This is a genomic window from Caulobacter sp. P1_D6 (assembly GCF_056406095.1).
The window spans coordinates 1-22,820 of sequence record NZ_JBFUAW010000028.1 but is presented as its reverse complement, the minus strand read 5'-3'; the positions used below and the strand labels follow the sequence as shown (position 1 = coordinate 22,820).

Annotated in this window: 19 protein-coding genes and 1 tRNA gene; 12 read left to right on the top strand and 8 right to left on the bottom strand. The window is 68.6% G+C overall.

Features of this window, described 5'->3' with window-relative positions:
• The first annotated feature begins 4 nt into the window (after nt 1-4).
• Nucleotides 5-757: an extensin-like domain-containing protein gene (locus AC1DYP_RS16240; protein ID WP_477032667.1), complete on the top strand. Its 753-nt coding sequence runs from the start codon at nt 5-7 to the stop codon at nt 755-757.
• Between the two features lie 180 nt (nt 758-937).
• On the opposite strand, the gene AC1DYP_RS16235 is transcribed toward AC1DYP_RS16240, so the two are convergent.
• Entirely contained in the window at nt 938-1,420 is a 483-nt protein-coding gene (locus AC1DYP_RS16235; RefSeq protein WP_477047204.1) for an SRPBCC family protein, read from the bottom strand.
• 214 nt (nt 1,421-1,634) lie between these two features.
• Between AC1DYP_RS16235 and AC1DYP_RS16230 the strand changes: the two genes are divergently transcribed.
• From AC1DYP_RS16230 to AC1DYP_RS16220, 3 genes are all read left to right on the top strand, one after another.
• The gene (locus AC1DYP_RS16230; RefSeq protein WP_477047203.1) at nt 1,635-2,354 is read left to right on the top strand and encodes a porin family protein; all 720 of its coding nucleotides are present in this window, start codon (nt 1,635-1,637) and stop codon (nt 2,352-2,354) included.
• A gap of 79 nt (nt 2,355-2,433) precedes the next feature.
• The gene (locus AC1DYP_RS16225; RefSeq protein ID WP_477047202.1) at nt 2,434-3,201 is read left to right on the top strand and encodes an SDR family oxidoreductase; all 768 of its coding nucleotides are present in this window, start codon (nt 2,434-2,436) and stop codon (nt 3,199-3,201) included.
• 152 nt (nt 3,202-3,353) lie between these two features.
• Nucleotides 3,354-5,930 (top strand): ATP-binding protein, encoded by a 2,577-nt coding sequence (locus AC1DYP_RS16220; protein ID WP_477047201.1) that lies wholly within the window; start codon nt 3,354-3,356, stop codon nt 5,928-5,930.
• Here AC1DYP_RS16220 and AC1DYP_RS16215 read toward each other — a convergent pair.
• Complete coding sequence (locus AC1DYP_RS16215; RefSeq protein ID WP_477047200.1) at nt 5,927-6,376, bottom strand: Rrf2 family transcriptional regulator; 450 nt, start codon at nt 6,374-6,376, stop codon at nt 5,927-5,929. The genes AC1DYP_RS16220 and AC1DYP_RS16215 overlap by 4 nt on opposite strands.
• A gap of 123 nt (nt 6,377-6,499) precedes the next feature.
• On the opposite strand from AC1DYP_RS16215, the gene AC1DYP_RS16210 reads away from it, so the two are divergent.
• A complete protein-coding gene (locus AC1DYP_RS16210) occupies nt 6,500-6,907 on the top strand; it encodes a group III truncated hemoglobin (RefSeq protein ID WP_477047199.1) in 408 nt (135 codons plus the stop codon).
• A gap of 40 nt (nt 6,908-6,947) precedes the next feature.
• The gene (gene hmpA, locus AC1DYP_RS16205) at nt 6,948-8,156 is read left to right on the top strand and encodes an NO-inducible flavohemoprotein (protein ID WP_477047198.1); all 1,209 of its coding nucleotides are present in this window, start codon (nt 6,948-6,950) and stop codon (nt 8,154-8,156) included.
• A gap of 139 nt (nt 8,157-8,295) precedes the next feature.
• On the opposite strand, the gene AC1DYP_RS16200 is transcribed toward hmpA, so the two are convergent.
• On the bottom strand, nt 8,296-9,456 hold the full coding sequence (locus AC1DYP_RS16200; protein ID WP_477047197.1) for an aminotransferase: 1,161 nt from the start codon (nt 9,454-9,456) through the stop codon (nt 8,296-8,298).
• Between the two features lie 107 nt (nt 9,457-9,563).
• Here AC1DYP_RS16200 and AC1DYP_RS16195 point away from each other — a divergent pair, with 107 nt between their 5' ends.
• The 3 genes from AC1DYP_RS16195 to AC1DYP_RS16185 all read left to right on the top strand — a co-directional run bounded on the left by AC1DYP_RS16195 (nt 9,564) and on the right by AC1DYP_RS16185 (nt 12,594).
• A complete protein-coding gene (locus AC1DYP_RS16195; RefSeq protein WP_477047196.1) occupies nt 9,564-11,186 on the top strand; it encodes an efflux MFS transporter permease in 1,623 nt (540 codons plus the stop codon).
• The gene (locus AC1DYP_RS16190) at nt 11,186-12,274 is read left to right on the top strand and encodes an HlyD family secretion protein (RefSeq protein WP_477047195.1); all 1,089 of its coding nucleotides are present in this window, start codon (nt 11,186-11,188) and stop codon (nt 12,272-12,274) included. The genes AC1DYP_RS16195 and AC1DYP_RS16190 overlap by 1 nt, the downstream gene beginning before the upstream one ends.
• A gap of 62 nt (nt 12,275-12,336) precedes the next feature.
• The gene (locus AC1DYP_RS16185; protein WP_477047194.1) at nt 12,337-12,594 is read left to right on the top strand and encodes a GlsB/YeaQ/YmgE family stress response membrane protein; all 258 of its coding nucleotides are present in this window, start codon (nt 12,337-12,339) and stop codon (nt 12,592-12,594) included.
• A 143-nt stretch (nt 12,595-12,737) separates the two neighbouring features.
• Here AC1DYP_RS16185 and AC1DYP_RS16180 read toward each other — a convergent pair whose 3' ends face one another.
• From AC1DYP_RS16180 to AC1DYP_RS16170, 3 genes are all read right to left on the bottom strand, one after another.
• Nucleotides 12,738-15,131, bottom strand: coding sequence for a putative bifunctional diguanylate cyclase/phosphodiesterase (locus AC1DYP_RS16180; RefSeq protein ID WP_477047193.1), 2,394 nt, complete (start codon nt 15,129-15,131; stop codon nt 12,738-12,740).
• Between the two features lie 168 nt (nt 15,132-15,299).
• Nucleotides 15,300-17,135, bottom strand: a complete 1,836-nt coding sequence (gene typA, locus AC1DYP_RS16175; RefSeq protein ID WP_477047192.1) for a translational GTPase TypA — start codon at nt 17,133-17,135, stop codon at nt 15,300-15,302.
• Nucleotides 17,136-17,770: 635 nt separating this feature from the next.
• Nucleotides 17,771-18,703, bottom strand: a complete 933-nt coding sequence (locus AC1DYP_RS16170) for an N-formylglutamate amidohydrolase (RefSeq protein WP_477047191.1) — start codon at nt 18,701-18,703, stop codon at nt 17,771-17,773.
• Between the two features lie 178 nt (nt 18,704-18,881).
• Here AC1DYP_RS16170 and cpdR point away from each other — a divergent pair, with 178 nt between their 5' ends.
• The 3 genes from cpdR to AC1DYP_RS16155 all read left to right on the top strand — a co-directional run bounded on the left by cpdR (nt 18,882) and on the right by AC1DYP_RS16155 (nt 20,912).
• Nucleotides 18,882-19,238, top strand: a complete 357-nt coding sequence (cpdR, locus tag AC1DYP_RS16165; protein ID WP_012284930.1) for a cell cycle two-component system response regulator CpdR — start codon at nt 18,882-18,884, stop codon at nt 19,236-19,238.
• Nucleotides 19,239-19,348: 110 nt separating this feature from the next.
• A tRNA-Val gene (locus tag AC1DYP_RS16160) sits at nt 19,349-19,423 on the top strand.
• A 295-nt stretch (nt 19,424-19,718) separates the two neighbouring features.
• Nucleotides 19,719-20,912 carry an OmpA family protein gene (locus AC1DYP_RS16155; protein ID WP_477047190.1) on the top strand — a complete coding sequence of 398 codons (1,194 nt, stop codon included), beginning with the start codon at nt 19,719-19,721 and terminating at the stop codon, nt 20,910-20,912.
• A gap of 272 nt (nt 20,913-21,184) precedes the next feature.
• Here AC1DYP_RS16155 and AC1DYP_RS16150 read toward each other — a convergent pair whose 3' ends face one another.
• Together AC1DYP_RS16150 and mnmC1 are read right to left on the bottom strand one after the other, a co-directional pair.
• A complete protein-coding gene (locus tag AC1DYP_RS16150) occupies nt 21,185-21,580 on the bottom strand; it encodes a DUF6491 family protein (RefSeq protein ID WP_477047189.1) in 396 nt (131 codons plus the stop codon).
• 29 nt (nt 21,581-21,609) lie between these two features.
• On the bottom strand, nt 21,610-22,820 hold a 1,211-nt coding region (mnmC1, locus tag AC1DYP_RS16145), incomplete at its 5' end, for an FAD-dependent 5-carboxymethylaminomethyl-2-thiouridine(34) oxidoreductase MnmC1 (RefSeq protein WP_477047188.1).

Sequence of the window (22,820 nt, the reverse complement as noted above, 5' to 3'; positions counted from 1 at the left end):
GCCCATGGCCTATCGCGTCCCGCGCCATCCGCGCGTCGAGCACCGCACGCGCCACCAGAACCGCCTGGCGGGGCTGACGGCGCTCGTCCTGCTGTGGTCGCTGGTGCTGGTCATGGCGCTGGTCGCCGAGCGCGGCATCGCCCGCCAGCACCTGCCGTGGAAACCGCTGAGCATCGTCGACCCGGTGGGCATGGCCACGCGGATCAAGGCGGCGCGGGCGGGCAATGACCCGGCGGTCTGCCGGGCCATCCTGCGCAAGGCCGGCCTGACCTATGTCGACCTGCCGGAAAAGACGGATGGCGGCTTCTGCACCGTGCGCGACGCGTTGTTGATCGACAGCGGCATGGCGCCTTTGGCGCCGACCGACGCCCCGATGGTCTGCAAGGAGGCCCTGGCTCTGTCGATCTGGGAGCGCCAGGTGGTGCAGCCGGCCGCCTACGAGGTGCTGGGCCAGGGGGTGGTCGGGCTGGAGCACTACGGCACCTATTCCTGCCGGCGGCAGTACGGCAAGACGGCGGGCCCGGTCAGCGAGCACGCCAGCGCCGACGCCATCGACCTGGCCGGCTTCAAGCTGGCCGACGGCCAGACGGTCTACGTGGCCCGCGACTGGAACGATCCGGGGCCTAAGGGCCAGTTCCTGCGCAGGGTGCGCGACGGGGCCTGCCGGGTGTTCATCACCACCCTGAGCCCCGACTACAACGCCGAGCACCACGACCACTTCCATCTGGACATGCACGGCTGGAACAAGTGCGCGTGAGATTGGGTGCGCGCTACGCACCCAATCTCCGTCATCCTCGGACTTGTTCCGAGGACCCCCATGGCCGCTGGTTTGCCGGTCGGGGTAATCCGCACACGCACCGTTCCACCGGTCCGCGTTCTTCTCGGCTGAACGCGGGGTCCTCGGAACAAGTCCGAGGACGACGGGCGGAGGGGTTGCTCAGAACGTCTTGGCCACTTCGGCCAGCTGGTCGGCGACGATGCCCCAGCCTTCGTGGAAGCCCATCTGCTCGTGGGCCTGGCGATCCTCGACCGTCCAGTGGCGGGCGGTGGCGGTGTAGCGGGTCGTGCCGTCGCCCAGGTCCTCGAACTCGACGATCGCGACCATGAACGGCTTGCCCGACGGGACCCAGGCCGAGGAGAAGGCGTCGGTGAAGACCAGGCGCTTGTTCGGGACGACCTCGAGATAGACGCCGGGATTGGGCATCTCCTCGCCGTTGGGGCCTTGCATGACGATCAGGCTGGAGCCGCCGGCCCGGATGTCCATCTCGGCGTGCGAGACGGTCCAGGGCTTGGGGCAGAACCACTCGTGCATGCGCTCGGGCGTGGTCCAGCACTTGTACAGCTTGTCGGCCGGGACATCGATGATGCGGGTCAGCACCAGTTCGCGCTCGGCGATCGGGGAAGGGGCGGGGGCGTTCATGGCGTTTCTCCAAAGGGCAGCGGTTTGTGCCCAGAGGACGGCCGCACGGTCGGCGATCCGACATCGCCCGCGAACTTTTGTCGATGCCTGACATCCATCTGGCGTCGATAGCGGCAAGCCGAGCGTCCCTCTAGGGAATTCACCTGATTTACCCCCCGCTTGGACGGTTCAGGCTCTGCCCGGGTCTCAAGGGAGCTGTCCGATGAGGGTTGCGGTGGTTGTGGGCTTTGCCGTGGCGCTGGCGGCGGGCGCCGTCGAGGCCAGGGCCGACGACGTGACATTCCGCATGGGCACCTATGTCTGGCTGCCCAGCGTCGAGGGGCCGCTGGGGCTGCAGGCCGACCGGCCGACCCCCGTCGTCGACGGCAACTTCCTGGATCACCTGGAGTTCTTCGGCTTCGGGGTGGCCGAGATCAGCGGCGACCGGTTCGGCGCGCTCGTGGATTTCGCCTATGTCGACATCGGCTTCGGCGACAATATCGAACTGCCGCCGGCGATCCCCCTGACCCCGAGTCTAGGCACCAAGGCGATGGTGGGGTCGGTGAACGGCTACTACCGCCTGGTCGACGGCGACAAATGGGACCTGGACCTGACGGCCGGTGTCAGGGGCTACTGGCTCGAGACCGATTTCACGCTCAGCGGACCCAACGGCGAGCTGATCGACGCCAGCGGAGACACCAGCTGGGCCGACGGGGTGATCGGCGCGCGGGCCCGGGGCCAGTACGGTCGGTGGGGCCTGACCGGCCAGGCCGACGCCGGCTGGGGCAGCGACACCTCCAGCTGGCAGGGCCAAGCCCTGGTCGAGTACGACCTTTCCAGCCGCTGGCGGCTGATGGGCGGCTATCGCTACCTGCACTTCGAGAACGACAAGGGCCGGGTCGACGTCGATCTCGACCTCAAGGGGCCGCTGTTCGGCTTCACCTATCGGTTCTGAGGCGGCTTGACCTGGGCGGGCCTTGGTTCCAAGTTGCCGGCAATTCAAACAATCGTTTTGAAGCTGCCGGGAGCGCGCCATGACCACCCTCTTCGACCTCAGCGGCAAGGTGGCGATCATCACCGGCAGTTCGCGCGGCATCGGCAAGGCCATCGCCCAGCGCATGGCCGAACACGGGGCCAAGGTGGTGATCTCCTCGCGCAAGGCCGGGCCCTGCGACGAGGTCGCCGCCGAGATCAACGCCAGGCACGGCGAGGGGACGGCGATCGCGGTCCCGGCCAACATCGCCTCCAAGGAGGACCTGCAGCGCCTGGTCGACGAGACCAAGGCGGCGTTCGGCAAGGTCGACATCTGCGTCTGCAACGCCGCGTCAAACCCCTATTACGGCCCGCTGGCCGGCATCGCCGACGACCAGTTTCGCAAGATCCTGGACAACAACATCATCAGCAATCACTGGCTGATCGGCATGGTCGCCCCGGAGATGCGCGAGCGGAAGGACGGCGCGATCATCATCGTCAGCTCGATCGGCGGGCTGCGCGGCAACGCCGTCATCGGCGCCTACAACATCTCCAAGGCCGCCGACTTCCAACTGGCCCGCAACCTGGCCCACGAGTTCGGCCCCGACAACGTGCGGGTCAACTGCATCGCGCCGGGCCTGATCAAGACCGACTTCGCCAAGGCCCTGTGGGACGATCCCGCGACCCTGGAACGCTCGACCAAGGGCGTGCCGCTGCGCCGGATCGGCGAGCCGGACGAACTGGCCGGGGCGGCCGTCTACCTGGCGTCCAAGGCGGGCAGCTTCATGACCGGACAAGCTCTGGTGGTGGACGGCGGGGCGACCATCTAAGCGACGCCACAAACTTGAGCTTAGGGGATCGGGGAGAGGATATTTTGCCCGGCATTCCGCTATTCAGCGATGGAATGTCGCGTTCCGCCGTTCTTTAACTTTGGATACAGGTCGTTTTTGTAGGTTGCCGCGGTTCACCAGGAAACCACGGCTTGCGGCGCTACGTCCTGTTCCTCGCGGCGATCGCGACCCTGTTGGCCGGAACCGGCGGCGCGGCCCTTGCCCGCTCGCCGCAGTCGGCCAGGCTGGACGCCGTCTATCGCGAGGTCAGCCGCGACGAGATCGAACCGCCGTCGCGCGAGAACGACGACATCGAGCGTATCGGGCGCTGGGCGATGAAGCAGGACGGCGACAAGCGCCTGTATGGCCTGTGGTCGGTGCTCTACGCCTACAAGAGCAACCAGGTTCAGCCGCAGTTCGACGACTGGACCCGCCGCGTCCGTCGCCTGGCCGTGGCCGAGGGCGACGCCGAACTGCTGAGCCTGGTCGACCTGCTGACCACGGCCTACCGCCACGAGTCCGGCGGTTTTCGCACCTTCAACGAGGCCGACTGGGTACGCTATCTGGAGCGCTCGGGTCCGAACATCCGGATGATGGCGGCGCTGGAGCGCATCCGCACCCTGGGCCGCTCGGGCCAGTGGGCCGACGCCTCGCGCCTGGCCGCCGACGTGATGGGCCAGATGGAGCGCAAGGGCCCCATCGCCCGGTCGATGCTGGCCGAGGCCCATCAGGTGCATTCCTACACCCTGTCCTACATCGGCGATAAGGAAGGCGCGCTGGACCACATGAGCCAGGCCGCCCGGCTGGACGAGGGCAACGCCTTCTACATGCGCAAGGTCGAGCGGATCTACGACATCGCCTACACTGCCGCCGAGGTGGGCGAGCTGGACGCCGCCGAGCACTTCGCCAGCGTGCACCACCACATGACCCAGGCGGCCGGCGATCCGGACCTGAAGACCTGGGATCGCTATCTGTGCGCCCGCATCGCCAATGCGCGGCACGCCCCGCGCCGGGTGCTGCAGTGCCTGGCCGACGGCGCGTTCGAGATCGCCCGGCCGACCAACCGCCTGACCGGCCTCAGCCTGCGCCTGCGCGCCCAGGCCCGGGCCGAGCTGGGCGAAGCGGCCGCCGCCAAGGCCGATCTCGACGTGATCCGCGCCATCCCGATCGAGACCCTGGAGCGCGATCCCCAGGCCGAGCTGCTGCTCAGCGCCTATATCGCCCTGGCCGAGCATCGCGGCGAGGACGCCTTCCGCCAGCTGGATCAATGGCGCCGCCAGGACCACGAGAAGACCCAGGCCGCCCTGTCGCGCAACGGCGCCCAGATGGCTTCGGCCCTGGAGACCGAGCTGAAGTCCAAGCGCGACGAGAGCCGTCGCCTGACCGCCGAGGTCGAGCTGAACCGCCGCCTGGCCCACGCCTCGATCGTTATCGCCATGCTGCTGGGCGTGCTGGTGGTGGGCGGGGTGGGCTGGGGCTTCTATCTGCGCCGGGCCTCGCAGCGGCTGAAGGAGGCGCGCGGCCGCGCCGAGTCGGCCAACGAGGCCAAGTCCGCCTTCCTGGCCGTGATGAGCCACGAGCTGCGCACGCCGCTGAACGGCATGCTTGGCATGGCCCAGGCCCTGCGCGGCGAGGCCCTGAACGCCCGCCAGCGCGAGCAGGTCGAACTGATGATCGACAGCGGCGACACCCTGCTGGTGCTGCTCAACGACATCCTGGACCTGTCGAAGATCGAGGCCGGCAAGCTGGAGATCGCCCCGACCGCCGGCGACCTCGTCGGGATCTGCGCTCGCCTGATCGGCGGCTATCAGCCGACCGCGCGCGAGAAGGGCGTCGAGCTGACCTTCACCGTCGTCGGCGAGCCGCCGCCGATGCTGCTGTTCGACGCCGTGCGGGTGCGCCAGTGCCTGGCCAACCTGCTGTCCAACGCCTTGAAGTTCACGGTGATCGGCCAGGTCGACGTGACCCTGGCCTGGGCGCCCGATCCGCGGACCGGCCGGACCGACGTGCGCCTGACCGTCACCGACACCGGCATCGGCATGAGCCCGGCCACCCTGTCCAAGTTGTTCGGCGCTTTCACCCAGGCTGACGCCTCGACCACCCGCACCTTCGGCGGCACGGGCCTGGGCCTGAACATCACCCGCCGATTGGCCGAGCTGATGGACGGCGAGATCCTGGTCGACAGCCGCGAGGGCCGAGGCTCGACCTTCACCCTCGGCTTCCGGGTCGACGTTTCCAGCGCCGGGGCGACGGAGACGAGCGTCGCGGCGTTCGGCGCCCCCGGCGAGGACGAGACGCTCTCGCCCCTGCACGGCCGCCGGGTGCTGGTGGTCGACGACCATCCGGTCAACCGCCGGGTCATCAAGCTGTTCCTGGCCCCGTTCGACTGCGACCTGGTCGAGGTCGAGAACGGCCGCGAGGCCCTTGACGCGCTGGAGGCCGAGGCGTTCGACATCGTGCTGATGGACGTCAACATGCCGGTGATGGACGGGCTGGAGGCCACGCGCATCCTGCGCCGCGATCCGCGCTGGAGCGCCCTGCCGGTCATCGCCCTGACCGCCGACGTCATGCGCACCCAGATCGACACCTGCCTCGAAGCCGGCATGGACGCCCACATCGCCAAGCCGATCGACCTGCGCGACATGCTCTCGGTGCTGGTCCAGGTGCTGGCCAGACGCGGCATGGCGGCGCCCGTCGAACAGGCCGAGCCGGTCGCTACGCCGGCCTAGGTCGCGGCGGTCAGCGCCGCCGGTTCGGTGATCCCGAACAGCGCCCGCATCTGGTGGCGCTGATCCAGCAGGTCTTCCAGGCTGTACTTGTCGAGCACCGCGATGAACGCCGCCGTCGCCTCATTGAGGACGCGGGGCAGGGTGCAGGCCGGGGCGATCATGCAATTGGTGCAGTCGACCAGTTGGAAGCCTTCCTCGGTCTGGCGCACCACCTGGCCGATGACGATCTGGTCGGCGGGACGGGCCAGGGCGATGCCGCCGCCCCGGCCGCGCACGGTGCGCACGAAGCCGGCCTTGCCCAGGTCCTGCACCACCTTCATCAGGTGGTTCTGCGAAATGTCGTAGAGCTTGGCGATCTCGCCGATCGAGGACAGGTCCCCGTCGTGTCGCGCCGCCAGGTGCAGCAGAACCCGCATCGCATAGTCGGTGTAGCGCGTCAGGCGCATCGGCACTCCGGGCGGACGCCCCAAGGCGGCGCCTAAGGACGAATACGTAGAACAAGCATTTTCTTTGCATGTTTCGCTGCGGGCTTATAGATGCATTTTTGACGCATCAATTAGGCCATCACCATGGACCCGAGCCAAGCCGCCGAGATCGAAGCCGCCCTGCCGGCCCTGCTGGATCGTTTCTACGCCCGTGTCCGCGCCGACGCCGAGCTCGGCCCGGTGTTCAACGACGCGGTCGGGGACTGGGACCATCACCTGGCGACCCTGGCCGACTTCTGGTCGTCGGTGATGCTGACCAGCGGCTGCTACAAGGGCAATCCGGTGGCGGTCCATCTCAGGCACGCCGCCCGCATCCCCTCGGAGATGTTCGGCCGCTGGCTGGCGATCTGGGCCGAGACGACCGCCGAGATGATGTCGCCGCCCGTCGCCGCGGTCATGCAGGCCAAGGCCGCGCGGATCGCCCAGAGCCTGGACCTCGCCATCAATTTCCGCCTGCCCAAGGCGGATTCTGACCAACCCGCGGTCGCCTGACCGCGAACCCAACCCAGAAAACCAGACACGGAGAGAGACAATGGCGGCTGCGCTCAGCGCGGACACGATCGCGCGCGTCAAGGCCACGGTTCCGGCCCTGGCCGAACATGGCGAGAAGATCACCCTGGCGATGTACGCCCGGCTGTTCCAGGACGACCACATCAGGGCCCTGTTCAACCACGCCAACCAGGGGACCGGCGCCCAGCCCAAGGCCCTGGCCGGGGCGATCCTGGCCTACGCCCAGAACATTGACAATCTGTGCGTCGTGCTGCCGGTGGTCGAACGCATCGCCCACAAGCATGTCGGCTATCACATCCTGGCCGAGCACTATCCGTTCGTGGCCAAGGCCCTGCTGGGCGCGATCCAGGACGTGCTGGGCGAGGCGGCCACCGACGAAATCCTGGCCGCCTGGGGCGAGGCCTACTGGTTCCTGGCCGACATCCTGATCGGTCGCGAGGCGAACATCCGGGCCGAGATCGAGGCCTTCGAGGGCGGCTGGACCGGCTGGCGCGACTTCGTGGTCGCCGAGAAGATCCGCGAGAGCGCGGTGATCACCTCGTTCGTGCTGCGGCCGGCGGACGGCGGGCGGGTGATCCCGCACAAGCCCGGCCAGTACCTGACCTTCCGCTTCGACCTGCCCGATGCTCCGGGCGAGAAGCGCAACTACTCGATCTCGGCGGGCCCGAACGGCGAGAGCTACCGCATCTCGGTCAAGCGCGAGGACCTGGGCGCGGTCTCGCGGTTCCTGCACGACCAGACCCGGATTGGCGACATCCTGCGGGCCACCCCGCCGTCGGGCGACTTCTTCCTGGCCGACGAGCCGACCCGTCCGGTAGTGCTGCTCAGCGGCGGCGTCGGCCTGACGCCGATGGTCAGCATGGTCGAGCACATCGCCAAGGCCCATCCGGCGCTGGAAGCCCACTTCGTGCACGGCGCGCTCAACAGCGGCGTCCACGCCCTGGACGGCCATGTCCGCACCCTGGCCAAGGACCACGGCGGCGTCTCGGTGACCACGTTCTACAGCGATCCGCTGGCGGGCGACCGGATCGGCGAGACGCATGACCTCAATGGGTTCATCTCCATCGACTGGCTGAAGGCCAACACCCCGTTCGCGGACGCCGACTTCTACCTGTGCGGCCCCACGCCGTTCCTGAAGGTGTTCGTGAACGGACTGGCGGGCGCCGGCGTACCGGCCGACCGCATCCATTACGAGGTGTTCGGCCCGACCGCCGAGACGATCGCGGCCTAAAGCTCCTCCCCCTGTGGGGGAGGTGTCGCCCGAAGGGCGACGGGGGGGAGTGGTAGGGTCTGGACCACAGCCCGGATTGACCGTCCTAGAACTCCCCCCACCGATCGCTTTGCGATCGCCTCCCCCACAGGGGGAGGGCCTATCGGAGCGCGGCCCGCGCCTTCGCCAGCCGCTTCACCGCCTCGTCCAGCGTGTCGTCCGCCTTGGCGAAGCACAGGCGCAGGATGTGGCGGACCGGGTCCTGCGCGTAGAACGCCGAGACCGGGATGCTGGCCACGCCGTGGTCGCGCACGGCCCGCAAGGCGAAGGTGCGGTCGTCCTCGTCGATCCCCGAGGCCTTCAGGTCGACATTGAGGAAATAGGTCCCGCCGCTGTCGAGCACCACGAAGCCGGCCGCGCGCAGACCCGCCGCCAGCCGGTCGCGGGAACGCTGCAGGCCCGCGGGCATGGCCTCGAACCAATCGCCGGGCTCTTGCAGACCGAACGCCACCGCCTCTTGCAGGTTGGGCGGGGTGGTGAAGGTCAGGAACTGGTGGGCGCCGGCCAGGGCCTTGGTCAGGGCGGGGGCGGCGCACAGGAAGCCGACCTTCCACCCCGTCATGCCGAACATCTTTCCCGCCGAGCCGATCTTCACGGTGCGCTCGCGCATGCCGGGATAGCCGATCAGCGGCCGGTGCTCGCGACCGTCGAACACCACGGCCTCCCAGACCTCGTCGCAGACGGCGATGGCGTCGTGCTTCACGCAGAACTCGGCCAGCAGGGCCAGGTCCTCGTCGGGCGTGACGACGCCGGCCGGATTGAGCGGGGTGTTCAGCACCACCATCCGCGTCCGGTCGCTGAACGCCGCCTCCAGCATGGTCCGGTCGAACCGCCAGTGCGGCGGCGTCAGGCGCACGAGTTTCGGCACGCCGCCCGCCCGCTTCACCATCGGCAGGTAGGCGTCGTACAGCGGCTGGAACAGCACCACCTCGTCGCCGGGCGAGATCAGGCTGAGGAACGCCGCCGCCAGGGCCTCGGTCGCGCCGGAGGTGACGACGATCTCGGCTTGCCAGTCCAGGTCCAGGCCCTGCGTCCGGCCGTAGTGCGCCGCCGCGGCCTGGCGCAGGGCGGGCAGGCCGCGCATCGGCGGGTACTGGTTCGTGCCCATGATCAGCGCCTCGCCGGCCTTCTGGCGCAGCGCCATCGGCCCGGCGTCGTCGGGAAAGCCCTGGCCCAGATTGATCGCCCCGGTCTGGCGGGCCAGGCCGCTCATCTCCTCGAAGATGGTGGTGGGCAGGTCGGCATAGACCGGGTGAACCATGGCGGGCGTCTCCTCAAGACCTTGCCTAGCATAGGTCGCGGGGTGATAGGCTCGCCTCATGCGATCGTCCACGCGGAACGATTTCCCAAGGCGGAGCTTCACCTGAAGTGACCGACAGCGCCGTCCCAGCCCCGCCGCCTTCGCCGCCCCCAATGGCGCCATGGACCTGGGCGCATGGACTGGCCTACGGCGCGGTATCGATGCTGCTGGGCCTGACCCAGGGGCTGGGCGCCAACCTGATCAACAACAACCTGCCCTGGATCCAGGGCTCGCTGGGCGCCTACACCAACGAGGCGGCCTGGCTGTCGATCGCCTACACCGCCGCCAACGCCACGATCGGCCTGCTGGCGGTGAAGTTCCGCTTCCAGTACGGGCTGCGATTGTTCGCCGACATCGGGCTGGGCCTGTTCATCGTCATCGGCCTGGCCCACCTGCTGAGCAACGACCTGCGCTCGGCCATCGCCGTGCGGGCGGCGGCGGGCATGGCGGCTTCGGCCCTGTCGACCCTGACCCTGCTCTACATGGTCGAGGCCGCGCCGCCCGAGCGGCGGATCGTCGGCCTGGCCTTGGGCATCGGCTGGGCCCAGCTGGCCGTGCCGCTGTCGCGGCTGGTGTCGTCCGACCTGCTCGACACCGGCGAGTGGCACGGTCTTTACCTGGCCGAGATCGGGCTGAGCGTCGTCTGCCTGTCGGCGGTCAACCTGCTGCGCTTGCCGCCCATACCGCGCGTGGAGATGTTCGAGTGGCGCGACTTCCTGACCTTCGCCCTGTTCGCGCCGGGCATCGCCCTGCTGTGCGTGGTGCTGGGGCAGGGGCGCTATGTGTGGTGGTTCGACAGCCCGTGGCTGGGCTGGTGCCTAGCGGCCGCCATCGTGCTCCTGGTCGCCTCGGCCCTGGTCGAGCTGCATCGCCGAAAGCCGCTGATCCACCTGCGCTGGCTGTCCAGCGCCGACCTGCTGCGCCTGCTGGTGATCATCCTGCTGTTCCGCATCGTGCTGTCCGAACAGGGCGTCGGGGCGTTCGGCCTGCTGCAGACCCTGGGCATGAACAACGACCAGATGGCGGGCCTGTCGTGGGTGATGTTCTTCGCCACCTTGGCCGGCATGCTGATCGTCGCCTTCACGATCAATCCCGAGCACGTCAGCACCCCGGCCCTGATCGCCCTGCTGATGGTCGCCGTCGCGGCCTGGATGGACAGTCTGTCGACCAGCCTGACCCGGCCAGAGCAGATGTATCTGAGCCAGGGGATGATGGCCTTCGCCGGGGCGCTGTTCCTGCCCGCCGCCCTGCTGGCCGGCTTCCCGCGCGCCATCAAGATGGGCCAGGAATACATCGTCAGCTTCATCGTGCTGTTCTCGACCGGCCAGGTGGTCGGGGCGTTGGGCGGCTCGGCCTTCCTGGGCACCCTGATGACCATCCGCGAGCGGGTGCATTCCGACGCCATCGTCAGCCGCCTGGCCCTGACCGATCCGCAGGTCGCGCTGCGGGTGAAGCAGCTGTCGGGCTCCTATTCCGGGGTGCTGACCGATCCGGCCCTGCGGAGCGGCGAAGGCGCGGCCCTGCTGGCCCAGCAGGCCACCCGCGAGGCCACGGTCCTGGCCTATGACGACGTGTTCGCCACCGTGGCCGTCATGGCCCTGATGGTCTTTGCCTATCTGTTGTTCCTGCGCGTCAGGACCGAGCTGCGCCAGCGTCGCGCGGCCCGGCTGACGCCCGTGGAGGCCGCCTGATGTCCGATCCGCAAGTCCCGCCGCCCGCGCCGCCGCCTCCGCCCCCGTCTCCCCCCAAGCGCCTGTGGTCGCGCGCGGCCATTCCGGTGATCATCGCCGGGATCGGCGGCGTGCTGCTGGTGCTCTACGCCTGGAAGCTGCCGCCGTTCATCGGCACGGTGCAGAGCACCGAGAACGCCTATGTCCGCGGCTACGTCACCCTGCTGGCGCCGAAGGTCGACGGCTATGTGACGGCGGTGGCGGTCAAGGACTTCCAACCCGTGAAGGCGGGCCAGGTGCTGGTCCAGATCGACGACCGCATCTATCGCCAGAAGCTGGCCCAGGCCGAGGCGTCCGTTCAGGCGGCCCAGGCGGCGCTGGACGCCAACCTCCAGGCCCAGACCTCCAACGCCGCCCAAATCCGCCTCGCCGAGGCCCAGGCCAGCAGCAGCCAGGCGGCCCTGGCCAAGACCCAGGTCGACATCAAGCGGGCCGAGCCGCTGTTGGCCCAGGGCTGGCTGGCCCCCAGCCAGCGCGACGTGCTGCAGGTGGCCCAGCGCCAGGCCGCCGCCGGCGTCGCCCAGACCAAGGCCAATATCGACATCGCCCACCAGGCCCTGGCCACCACCAAGGTCAACCGCGAGGGGCTGGAGGCGACCCTGGCCAACGCCCGGGCGGCGGTCGAGCTGGCCCGCATCGACCTGGCCAACACCACCATCCGCGCGCCCGAGGACGGCGCGGTGGGCGAGGTGGGCGTGAAGCTCGGCCAATATGTCGCCATCGGCACCCAGCTGATGGGCGTGGTGCCGCGCCAGACCTGGGTGACGGCCAACTTCAAGGAGACCCAGACGGCGCGCATCAAGGTGGGCCAGCCGGCGGTGGTCCAGGTCGACGCCCTGGGCGGCCTGAAGCTGCGCGGCCATGTCGAGCGGATGGGGCCGGCCACGGGCTCGGAGTTCGCGGTGATCAAGCCCGACAACGCCACGGGCAACTTCACCAAGGTGGTCCAGCGCCTGCCCACCCGCATCGTGCTCGATCCGAACCAGGACGACGTCGCCCGCCTGAGGCCGGGCATGAGCGTGGTGGCCCGGGTCGACACCTCGCGCTAAGGGGCAACCAACCGCGCGCTCGGGCATTCCCCCAGCAACCTTGGCTGCGGGAATCAAAAGACATGAACGGTGTGGGCTTCATCGGCGCGATCATCATCGGCATCTTCGCCGGCTGGATCGCCGAGCAGATCATGGGCCGCAATCACGGCCTGATCACCAATCTGATCGTCGGCCTGGTCGGCGCGCTGATCGGCGCGTTCCTGGCCAGCATGTTCAACATTCACTTCATGGGCTGGATCGGCAGCCTGATCATCTCGACGATCGGGGCGATCGTGCTGCTGTTCATCCTGGGCCTGTTCCGGGGCCGAAACCGGGTCTGACGAACCCGGCCCCAATAGTCTGTCATCCCAGGCGTAGCGAAGCGAAGACCCGGGACCGCCGGAAGCTCTGAGCTCACGCGTCGGTCCCGGATCGGCGCGCTGCGCGCTTGTCCGGGATGACAACCGTTTTGGGTGTGTTTGGTCTAGCCCGCCGCAGCGGCGCTATCCTCAACGTCCCCCGCCGGACCGCGCCTCAGGCGCTGGGCGGTGTTCTCCAGCAGGAAGCCGGGGATGTCGGCGATCGGCATGGGGCGGCCGAACAGATAACCCTGGAAGTGGTCGCAGCGCATGTCCTCGAGGATCCGCGCCTGGTCGGCGGTCTCGACTCCCTCGGCGGTGACCTCCAGGTTCAGCGTGCGGCCGAGCAGGGTGATGGTGCGCAGGATGTCGGCGATGGCCGGATTGCCCGCCATCTCGGCGATGAAGGTGCGGTCGATCTTGATCTTGTCGAACGGGAACCGCCACAGATAGGCCAGGCTGGAATAGCCCGTCCCGAAGTCGTCCATAGCGATGCGCACGCCCAGGTCCTTCAGGGCCTGGAGCTGCTCCAGCGTGCCGGCGGTGTCGCGCAGCAGCAGGCCTTCGGTGATCTCCAGCTCCAGCCGCGACGGCGCCAGGCCCGACTCGTCCAGGGCCCGGCGCACCTGCTCGACCAGGTCGCCGGTCGCGAACTGGTTGGGCGACAGGTTGACCGCCACCTTCAGCGCGGTCGGCCACGAAGCGGCCTGGCGGCAGGCCTCGTTCAGCACCCACTCGCCGATCTTGCAGATCAGGCCCCACTGCTCGGCGCATTCGATGAAGTCGTCGGGCCCGACCAGGCCGCGTCGCGGGTGCTCCCAGCGCAGCAGGGCCTCGAACCCGGTGATCTCGTGCGCCTTGGCGCCGATCAGCGGCTGGAAGAACAGCTTCAGCTCGTCGTTCTTCAGGGCCGAGCGCAGGTCGATCTCCAGGGCCCGGCGCTCCTGGGCCCAGACGTCCATGGTCGCCTCGAAGAACCGGTAGGCCCCGCGCCCGTCGCCCTTGGCGCGGTAGAGGGCCAGGTCGGCGTTCTTCAGCAGGGTGTCGGCGTCGTCGGCGTCGGTGGGGGCGACGGCGACGCCGACGCTGGCGCCGATCGATATGTGGTGGTCGTCCAGCTCGTAGGGCTGGGACAGGGTGTCGACGATGGCCTGGGCCAGGACCCCGAGTTCGGGCGGCGCCAGCTGGTCGCGGACCACGACGGCGAACTCGTCGCCGCCCAGGCGGGTGACGATCCCGGTCTCGCCGACGCAGGCGCGCAGCCGGCGGGCAGCCTCGACCAGCAGGGCGTCGCCGATCGGATGGCCCAGGCTGTCGTTGACGCCCTTGAAGTGGTCCAGGTCCAGGCACAGCACCGCGCAGCCGGCGGTCCGACCCTTGGCGTCCCAGGCGCCGCTCAGGGCCTGCAGGAACGACAGGCGGTTGGGCAGGCCGGTCAGCACGTCGTAGTGGGCCAGGCGGGTGATGCGCTCCTGGTCCTTGCGGGCCTGAGTGACGTCGGCGCCGACGCCGCGGAAGCCCGCGAAGGCGCCGTCCAGGTCATGGATCGGCTTGCCGCTCAGCGACCACCAGTGGAGTTCATCGCCGACCAGGACCGACACGATCACATCGCGGAACGCCTTTTGCTCGACCAGCAGACCCACCAGGTTCGAAAGGCCCTCGGGGGCTTCGGCCAGTTCGGCGCCCAGCTCGCCGACCCGCCGGCCCAGCAGGTCCTCGCGCGGCTGGCCCGCCGCCTCGGCCATGCGTTCGGAGACATAGGTCAGGGCGCCGGTGGCGTCGACTTCCCAGAGCCAGTCGCTGGAGCCTTCCTCGAAGTCGCTGAGCAGCAGGCTGACCACCTGCTTCTGGCGCTCCAGCTCGTCGCCGGCCACCAGGCGGTCGACGAAGACCTTGGCGTGCGACAGGCACGACAGGCCAACGACCAGGTAGCAGAAGATCAGAAGTCCGGCTAAGGCCAGCAGGATCGGTTCGTGGCTGGTCAGCAGGACCCAGAGCGAGCCGATGACCAGCGGGGTCGTATAGGCCAGGGCGGCCATGGGCAGGGTCAGCAGGGCGAAGCTGCCGACGCCGATCATCCCGGCCATCAGGGCCACGATCAGCATGCTCATGTGGACGCCGGCGTCCTTGAGGGCCAGGGCCGGCAGCAGGCCCCAGATGAGGCCCAGCAATCCGGCCTGCAGGGCCACGCGGCGCGCGCCCCGGGCCGAGACGGTGTTCTTGCCGCTCTTGCGGCGTCGGGCGGCCACCCAGCCGCGCAGGCCCAGCAGCGCATAGCAGGTGACGACGCCGGCCCAGGCCACCAGGGTGAGGCGATCCGCGCCGCCGATGCCGGCCAGGCAGACCAGCTGGGCGTTGATGATGTTGGCGGCCATCATCACCGGCGTCAGGCGCTGGATGCTGACCAGTTGTTCGAAACGGACGCGGCCGGCCATGGCCTCGGGCACGACAGGCAGGTGGCGCGACAGCAGCGCCGCGACTCGCGATGTAGGTCCCGAAAAGACGGAAGTCTGGCGCACGTCGCGATCCTGCAATCCCAGGACACCCCCGCATCCCGCGCGTGCACCGTATCGGTGGTTTCTGAAGCGGCAGTTAATTGTAAACGCGACGAAAAGCCCAAGAAAAAGCCCGCCGTCCCAGAGGGCGGCGGGCTCTTGATCGTCTGTCCCGGATGCTCCGGGAGCCGACTATTCTTCCTTGACGCGACGCTTGCGGAACGACGGGTTCAGGATCTGCTTGCGCAGGCGGATGCTCTTCGGGGTCACCTCGACCAGCTCGTCTTCCTCGATATAGGCGATGGCCTGTTCGAGGGTCATGCGGCGCGGCGGGGTCAGGCGGATCGACTCGTCCTTGCCCGAGGCGCGGACGTTGGTCAGCTGCTTGGCCTTCATCGGGTTGACGTCGAGGTCGTCCTGACGGGCGTTCTCGCCGATGATCATGCCCAGATAGCACTTCTCGTTGGCGCCGACGAACATGGTGCCGCGCTCTTCCAGGTTCCACAGCGCGTAGGCCGCGGTTTCACCGTCCGAGTTGCTGATCAGCACGCCCTTGCGCTGTTGGTCGAAGGCGCCCTTGTAGGGCTCGTAGTGGCTGAACACGCGGTTCAGCACGCCCGAACCGCGCGTGTCGGTCAGGAATTCGCCCTGATACCCGATCAGCGAGCGCGAAGGGGCGGTCAGCTGGAGGCGGGTCTTGCCGGCGCCCGACGGACCCATGTCCTTCAGCTCGGCCTTACGGAGCGACAGCTTCTCGATGACGATGCCCGAGAACTCGTCGTCGACGTCGATCATGACGTCTTCCATCGGCTCCAGGCGCTTGCCGGTTTCCGGATCGGTCTGGAACACCACGCGCGGACGGCTGATCGACACTTCGAAGCCTTCGCGACGCATGTTCTCGATCAGGACGCCCAGCTGCAGTTCGCCGCGGCCCGACACTTCATAGGCGTCGCCTTCGCTGGTCTCGCTGACCTTGATGGCCACGTTCGATTCGGCTTCCTTCAGCAGGCGGTCGCGGATCACGCGGCTCTGGACCTTGTCGCCTTCCTTGCCGGCCAGCGGGCTGTCGTTGACCGAGACGGTCATCGAGATGGTCGGCGGATCGATCGGCTGGGCGGGCAAGGCGTCGGTGACTTCCATGGCGCACAGGGTGTCGGCCACGGTGGCCTTGGACATGCCGGCGATGGCGACGATGTCGCCCGCTTCCGCGCCCTCGTCGACCGGCGAACGCTTCAGGCCGCGGAAGGCCAGCACCTTGGTGATGCGGCCGCGCTCGATTTCCTTGCCGTTACGGTCCAGGGCGTGGATGGCCATGCCGGGAACGGCCTTGCCGCTCTCGATGCGGCCGGTCAGCAGGCGGCCCAGGAACGGATCGGATTCGATCAGCACGTTCAGGATCTGGAAGGGCTCGTTGACCTTCGCGATCTGCTTGGGTTCCGGCACGTGGCGGACGATCAGGTCGAACAGCGGGGCCAGGTTGTCGTTGGGCACGTTCATGTCGAGCGTGGCCCAGCCGGCGCGGCCCGAGGCGTAGATGTGCGGGAAGTCCAGCTGCTCGTCCGTGGCGCCGATGGCGGCGAACAGGTCGAACGCGGCGTTGTGGACCTTGTCCGGATCGGCGTGGGCGCGGTCGACCTTGTTGATGCAGAGGATCGGCTTGAGGCCCATCTTCAGCGCCTTGGTCAGCACGAACTTGGTCTGCGGCATGACGCCTTCCTCGGCGTCGACCAGCAGGACGCAGCCGTCCACCATGCCCAGGATGCGTTCGACTTCGCCGCCGAAGTCGGCGTGGCCGGGGGTGTCGATGATGTTGATGCGGGTTTCGCCCGCTTCACCGTGCCACAGGACGCTGGTGCACTTGGCCAGAATCGTAATGCCGCGCTCGCGCTCCTGGTCGTTGGAGTCCATGGCGCGCTCGGTCGTCGCCTCGTTGGCGCGGAACACGCCCGACTGGGCCAGCAGCTGATCGACGAGGGTGGTCTTGCCATGATCGACGTGCGCGATGATGGCGATGTTTCGCATGGACATGGAGAAGGCGAACTTTCGGGAGGAACAATGGGGTTTGACGCTGCGCGCGTCAGGCGCGCGGCTTTTACGCGACTGCGCGACGTTTATCCACCCCACCCCTGCGCAAGAGATTGGCTAGGAAACCGGTGTCAGTCCCAAACCCCTTAAATTCATGGGGTTTGCGGAAGTTGCGGACGGATGTCGTTTCTTCGGCAACTAATTGTGCAGTGCAGCATTGTGCTGAAAACCGGCCAAGCTTGGAGAGCGGCGTTCTCCGGCCCTTGTGTTACAAAGGGTTTCAGTCGGTGAGGGCTGCAAAAAACGACAACGTTGTCGAAGATTTTGCTTGATGCATTTCGCACCGCACCCTATAAGCAACCTGTGAGGCGGCGCTGCCGCCTCTGCCCTTCCTGGGCGTTTCCTCCCTAATGAACTGCCCGGCTTTCGAGCCGGGCTTTTTTTTGGCCTGGGCTCGGGGCGCGGCTTTCGCCCGCTCTTCTAACGTCCGTCGTCCCCGGACTTGTTCCGAGGACCCCTGTTTCAGGGGCGAAGAAGGCTGATCCGTGGCGCGGTGAGATCCCAGCCCATCCCTATCGACAGCTCGACGGCGCAAGGGCGCCTCGGAGCAAGTCCGAGGATGACGGCGTAGGTGAGGGCTAGAGGAGTTCGGCCCAGTCCGCCTGGACCAGGCGGGCCGTCACCGACTCGATATCCGCCTTCAGGCGCGTCAGGCCTTCGGTCGGCTCGCGGGTCGTCTCGTTCATATAGAGCGCGCGGTTGATCTCGACCTGGATGGCGTGGGTGCGCCGGTTCGGGCGGCCGTAGTGCTCGGTGGTATAGCCGCCGGCGTAGGGCGTGTTGCGGGCGACGCGGTAGCCCAGCCCCTCCAGGGTCTTTTCCATCAGCGCGGTCAGCTTTGGCCCGCAGGCCGCGCCGAAGCGGTCGCCCAGCACGATGTCGCAAGGACCGCCGCCGCGCGCCCGATGGCCGCGCGCCGCCGCCGCCGGCATCGAATGCCAATCGACCAGGATCGCCAGGCCATGGGCGTTTCGCGCCTGGGCCAGCAGGCGGTTCAGCGTGTCGTGATAAGGGCGGTGGGCGGTCTCGATGCGGTCCTTGGCCTCGGCGAAGGTCAGCTTGCGGGCGTAGATCGGGCGGCCCTCTCCGGCCACCCGGGCGATCGCGCCCAGTCCCGCCGCCACCCGCGCCGTGCGCGTCTGGACGAAGTCGGGCAGGGCGTCCTCGAACATCGCGGGATCCAGCTCCCAGGCGTCGCGGTTGAGGTCGATATAGGCTCGGGCCAGCCGGGCGCGGATCACGCAGACCCCCAGGGCGGGCGCGCCGGCGATCAGATCGTCGACGAAGGCGTCCTCCGAACCGCGCAGGTCCTGGGCGGTCAGCCGGGCGGCGGCCATCATGTCGGGCGGGTACAGCCGTCCGGAATGGGGCGAGGCGAACACCAGCGGGGTAGGGGGCGGATCGCCCCCCTCGGGATCGGCGCCCTGGGGCCGCGCGACCTCGAAGGCCGGCGAGAAGCCATGCTCCGCCGTCGCCGGCGTTTCCGAAGCGATTGGCTCCCATGCGGTCATGGACTTATTGTCGCGGTCCGGCGGTTCCGGGTCAAACGCCAACGCCCCGCGATATAAGAGACATAAGCGGGCGCCCGAGCGTTAGCTGTGGACAGTGCGCGCCGGGTTCATCCGGGATTTACCGTCCTTCTCTAGATTCCCGCTTTCCAATTCCGCCTATCGCCTGGAAACTGACCGCATGGCCCGCATCCTCCTCGCCGAAGACGATGACTCCCTCCGCGGGTTCCTGGCGCGGGCGCTCGAGCGCGCCGGCTTCGAGGTCACGGCCTGCGCCGATGGCGAAGAAGCGGTCCAGCACCTGGACACCCCCTGGGACCTGCTGCTGACCGACATCGTCATGCCCGGCATGGACGGCATCGAGGTGGCCCGCCAGGCCGCCGCCCGCGATCCGTCCCTGCGCATCATGTTCATCACCGGCTTCGCCGCCGTGGCGCTGTCGGCCCAGGACCGCGCTCCGGCCGGCGCCAAGGTGCTGTCCAAGCCCGTGCACCTGCGCGACCTGGTCTCCGAAGTCGAAAAGATGATGGCCGCCTAATTTTTTGGGAACCCGCCGAAAGGCGGGTTGCGCGACGGCCAAGCCGCCGCTATACCCCCACACCTTCCCGCCCGGGACGCTTTTCACAAGCGCTTCCAGGCCGCTTTGGCGGACGCGTAGCTCAGCGGGAGAGCACTACGTTGACATCGTAGGGGTCACAGGTTCAATCCCTGTCGCGTCCACCATTCCCTTCTCTCCTTCAGACCGATCGCAAGCCTCTTCAGGCTGAGCGATCCGACGCTTTCTCGGATGGGACCAAGCGCGCGATCTCGCCCTGCTCGGCGCAACCACAGCGGTTCCTGCTCGAACGTCGTTATTCCTGAATGAGGCGAGGCCCGGTTCCCGGGGTGTTGCGTCGACCTTTCGACGAAATGGCGTGAATGTGGCGCCTTGGCCACACCTGATTTCAATCCTGGCGCGTTGTCGTCGTGAGGTTGCTCTCTGAGCCGACTTCAAGACATTCACGTAGAGGGTTACATCATGAAAATCGGGTTGCTGGCTGGTGTTGCGACGCTTGCGCTCTGCGCCGCGTCGGGCGCCTCCGCCCAAATGACGTTGAGCGGTTGGTACGTCGCCGGCGACGTCGGGTACCATTGGCCCGACGGCGTCAAGGGCACGTCGTCCACGACCGGCTCGGAGTGGAGTTTCTCCCCCGATGACGATTGGGCGGGCTTCGGCCGTATCGGCTACAAGCTGACCCCGAATTGGCGCGTCGAAGGCGAGTACGGCTATCGTCCGGGCGACATCGCGGGCGTTCACGGTACGGGTACGCCGTCGGGTCTCTGCACGCCCGGTATCGCACGCACCACCGCCGCGCCGACCTGCGGCGGCGTGGACGGCGAGATGAAGGCCACCACCCTGATGGCCAACGTCATCTATGACTTCATGCCCGAATCCACCTGGCGTCCGTTCATCGGCGCCGGTCTGGGTACGGCTTGGGTCCACAACAAGGTCTACGGCCAACTGTCCAACGTTCCGGCCGGCGCCGCCCAGTTCCAGAACACCAGCATCGACGACGTCGACCAGGCCCTGGCCTGGCAAGGCATCCTGGGCATCGCCTGGGACTTCGCGCCGAACTGGTCGCTGGACCTGACCGGCCGTTACCTGCAGACCGACGACCTGCAATGGGGTTCGGTGACCCAGAACACCGGTCCGGCCGGTCTGGCCCCGACCGACGTCGGCACCTTCGAAGGCAAGTACAAGGACACCTCGCTGACGCTGGGCATCCGCTACACCTTCGGTTCGCCGCCGCCGCCGCCTCCCCCGCCGCCGCCGCCTCCGCCCCCGCCGCCTCCGCCCCCGGAAGCTCCGCCTCCGCCCCCGCCGCCTCCGGCGTACGAAGCGCGTGAGTTCGTGGTCTACTTCCCGTTCGATCAGTACGTGCTGACGCCGGAAGCCCAGGCCGTGGTCGCGCAAGCGGCTGACTACGCCAAGGGCGGCAATGCTACGAAGATCACCGTGGTCGGCCACACCGACACCTCGGGTTCTCCGAAGTACAACGCCAAGCTCTCCGAGCGCCGCGCCAAGGCCGTCGCCGACGGTCTGGTCGGAGCCGGCGTCCCGGCCACCACCCTGGCCGTGGACTGGAAGGGCGAAAGCGAACCGGCCGTCGCCACCGGCGATGGTGTGAAGGAACCGCTGAACCGCCGTTCCACGATCTCGATCAACTTCTAAAGATCGCGATCAAGACTTAAGAGAAGGGCCCGGCGGCGACGCCGGGCCCTTTTTTCATTCCTGCCTCGCGAAGCGGGGGAGGTGTGGCGCGCCGCGAATACGCGGCGTGACGGAGGGGGCCGGCGCAGACCTGTTCCGCGCGCCGCCGCCAACCCAAAAAGAAASACGCCCCCGAGGGGATCGGGAGCGTCATCGTCCGGTTTCCCGAGAGGGCGTCGGGCGCCGGTCAGGCCGACATTCTGTGGGCGTCGGCTCTTGTGGCGTTCACGGCGTCAGGGGCGCTGGGAGTCCGGGAGGGCCTTGGCCTCTTCCTTCGTCAGGGCGCGAACGGACGCCACGGCGCAGTGCAGGGGACCGGCCCCGCTGCGGCTGATGATGCTGGCGGGTCGGCCGTTGCACATCTGGTCGTTGAAGCTGGTGTCGAAGGCCAGCACCCGATAGGTCGTCAGCCCGGGACACTTCCCGACCAGGGACACCTGGAACACCGCGCCGGTTTCCAGCTTCACATAGATGACCTGATCGTCGTCGGACGCCCAGTTGGCCATCCGCTCGGTGCGGAAGCACTGGGCCGGGTCGATCTTGGTCTTGGGCGAGGCGGCCTGGACGGATGCGGTCAAGCCGGCGAGGGCGACGGCCGAAGCGGCCAGGACGAGGAACATGCGCTGCATGACGATCTCCAGTTTCCCCGTTCGACCGATTATACCGCTCTAGGTTCAGTGCGCGACGAAAATCGCGCCGGCTCGACCAGCGCCGAAAGGCCGCGAGGCAGGGGGGACGGGAGGGCGAGAATCCGCGCCGTCAGGTGCTCGGCCAGCAGCGGCGCCAGGCAGAATCCGCGCCCGCCCAGGCCGCCCAGGACGAACAGGCCCCCAATGGCGCCACCGGGAGCGTCGGGAACCGCGCCGGCCAGGGGCAGGTGGTCGGCGGTCGTCGCGCGCACGGCGGCGCGGCCCTGCAGCGGCGCGTCCGTCAGCCTGGCCGCCAGGTCCGGCAAACCCTTGGCCAGGGCCTGCAGATTGCGGCGGTCGTCGGCTTCCCGGGCGTCGGTTTCGATGACGTCGCGGTCGTGGGTGGCCCCGAACAGCGCGCCGTCGCGGGTGGGGATCGCATAGCCGCCGAAGGCCGCGGGGGCGGGCGCCGGGCGGTCGGTCCAGGTCGCCTGGCCGCGCACGGGACGGATCGGGGCGGAGGGCCACAGCCGGGCTTGGCCGGCGCCGCCGGCCAGCACCACGGCGTCGGCCTCGGCCAGCAGGCGATCCTCGGGATCGAACAGGCGCCAGACGCCGTCTTCGTGCGCCAGCCGAGCCACGCGGGCCGGGGTCGCCGGTCCCCGCCAGGCTTCCAGCACCCGGGCCGGCTCCACGACCAGGGCGTCGGCCATCTCCAGGGCCGCCTCGACCGGCTCGCCCAGCCGCGCGGCGGCGACGTCGGCGTCGAGCAGGGTCATGGCGTCCGGCTCGAACAGGTTCTGGGCGGCGACGGCGGCGTGGCGTTCGCCGTCGCGCGGCGCGACCGCCAGTTTCAGGACGCCGCGGGCGATGATCGCTTCAGGCAGTTCGGCATAGAGGGCGACGGCGCGGGCGAAGGCCTGGGCCGGCAGGGCGGCGCGCGGACCGCCGCCGGCGTCCAGGGCGGGGGTGACCAGGGCGGCGGGATTGCCCGAAGCCGGCGCCTCGCCGTCGTCGAAGACCGTGACTTCAAGGCCCTCGGCCCGGGCGGCGCGGGCCATGGCGGCGCCGGCGATCCCGCCGCCGATCACCGCCAGGCGGCGCGGCCGAGAGAGTTCTTGCGGCTGGCCGGGCATCACGGCCTCCAGCCGTTCCTTCTTGCGGCCGAAGCCCGGACGCTTGTCGACCTGGAAGCCGGCGGCGGCCAGGCCGCGCCGCACCGCGCCGGCGCCGGTGAAGG

Coding starts and splice junctions, on each gene's coding strand:
- AC1DYP_RS16240 (WP_477032667.1), top strand. CDS start 5: ATGGCCTATCGCGTCCCGCGCCATCCGCGCGTCGAGCACCGCACGCGC.
- AC1DYP_RS16235 (WP_477047204.1), bottom strand. CDS start 1,420: ATGAACGCCCCCGCCCCTTCCCCGATCGCCGAGCGCGAACTGGTGCTG.
- AC1DYP_RS16225 (WP_477047202.1), top strand. CDS start 2,434: ATGACCACCCTCTTCGACCTCAGCGGCAAGGTGGCGATCATCACCGGC.
- AC1DYP_RS16215 (WP_477047200.1), bottom strand. CDS start 6,376: ATGCGCCTGACGCGCTACACCGACTATGCGATGCGGGTTCTGCTGCAC.
- AC1DYP_RS16210 (WP_477047199.1), top strand. CDS start 6,500: ATGGACCCGAGCCAAGCCGCCGAGATCGAAGCCGCCCTGCCGGCCCTG.
- hmpA (WP_477047198.1), top strand. CDS start 6,948: ATGGCGGCTGCGCTCAGCGCGGACACGATCGCGCGCGTCAAGGCCACG.
- AC1DYP_RS16200 (WP_477047197.1), bottom strand. CDS start 9,456: ATGGTTCACCCGGTCTATGCCGACCTGCCCACCACCATCTTCGAGGAG.
- AC1DYP_RS16190 (WP_477047195.1), top strand. CDS start 11,186: ATGTCCGATCCGCAAGTCCCGCCGCCCGCGCCGCCGCCTCCGCCCCCG.
- AC1DYP_RS16185 (WP_477047194.1), top strand. CDS start 12,337: ATGAACGGTGTGGGCTTCATCGGCGCGATCATCATCGGCATCTTCGCC.
- typA (WP_477047192.1), bottom strand. CDS start 17,135: ATGTCCATGCGAAACATCGCCATCATCGCGCACGTCGATCATGGCAAG.
- AC1DYP_RS16170 (WP_477047191.1), bottom strand. CDS start 18,703: ATGACCGCATGGGAGCCAATCGCTTCGGAAACGCCGGCGACGGCGGAG.
- cpdR (WP_012284930.1), top strand. CDS start 18,882: ATGGCCCGCATCCTCCTCGCCGAAGACGATGACTCCCTCCGCGGGTTC.
- AC1DYP_RS16155 (WP_477047190.1), top strand. CDS start 19,719: ATGAAAATCGGGTTGCTGGCTGGTGTTGCGACGCTTGCGCTCTGCGCC.
- AC1DYP_RS16150 (WP_477047189.1), bottom strand. CDS start 21,580: ATGCAGCGCATGTTCCTCGTCCTGGCCGCTTCGGCCGTCGCCCTCGCC.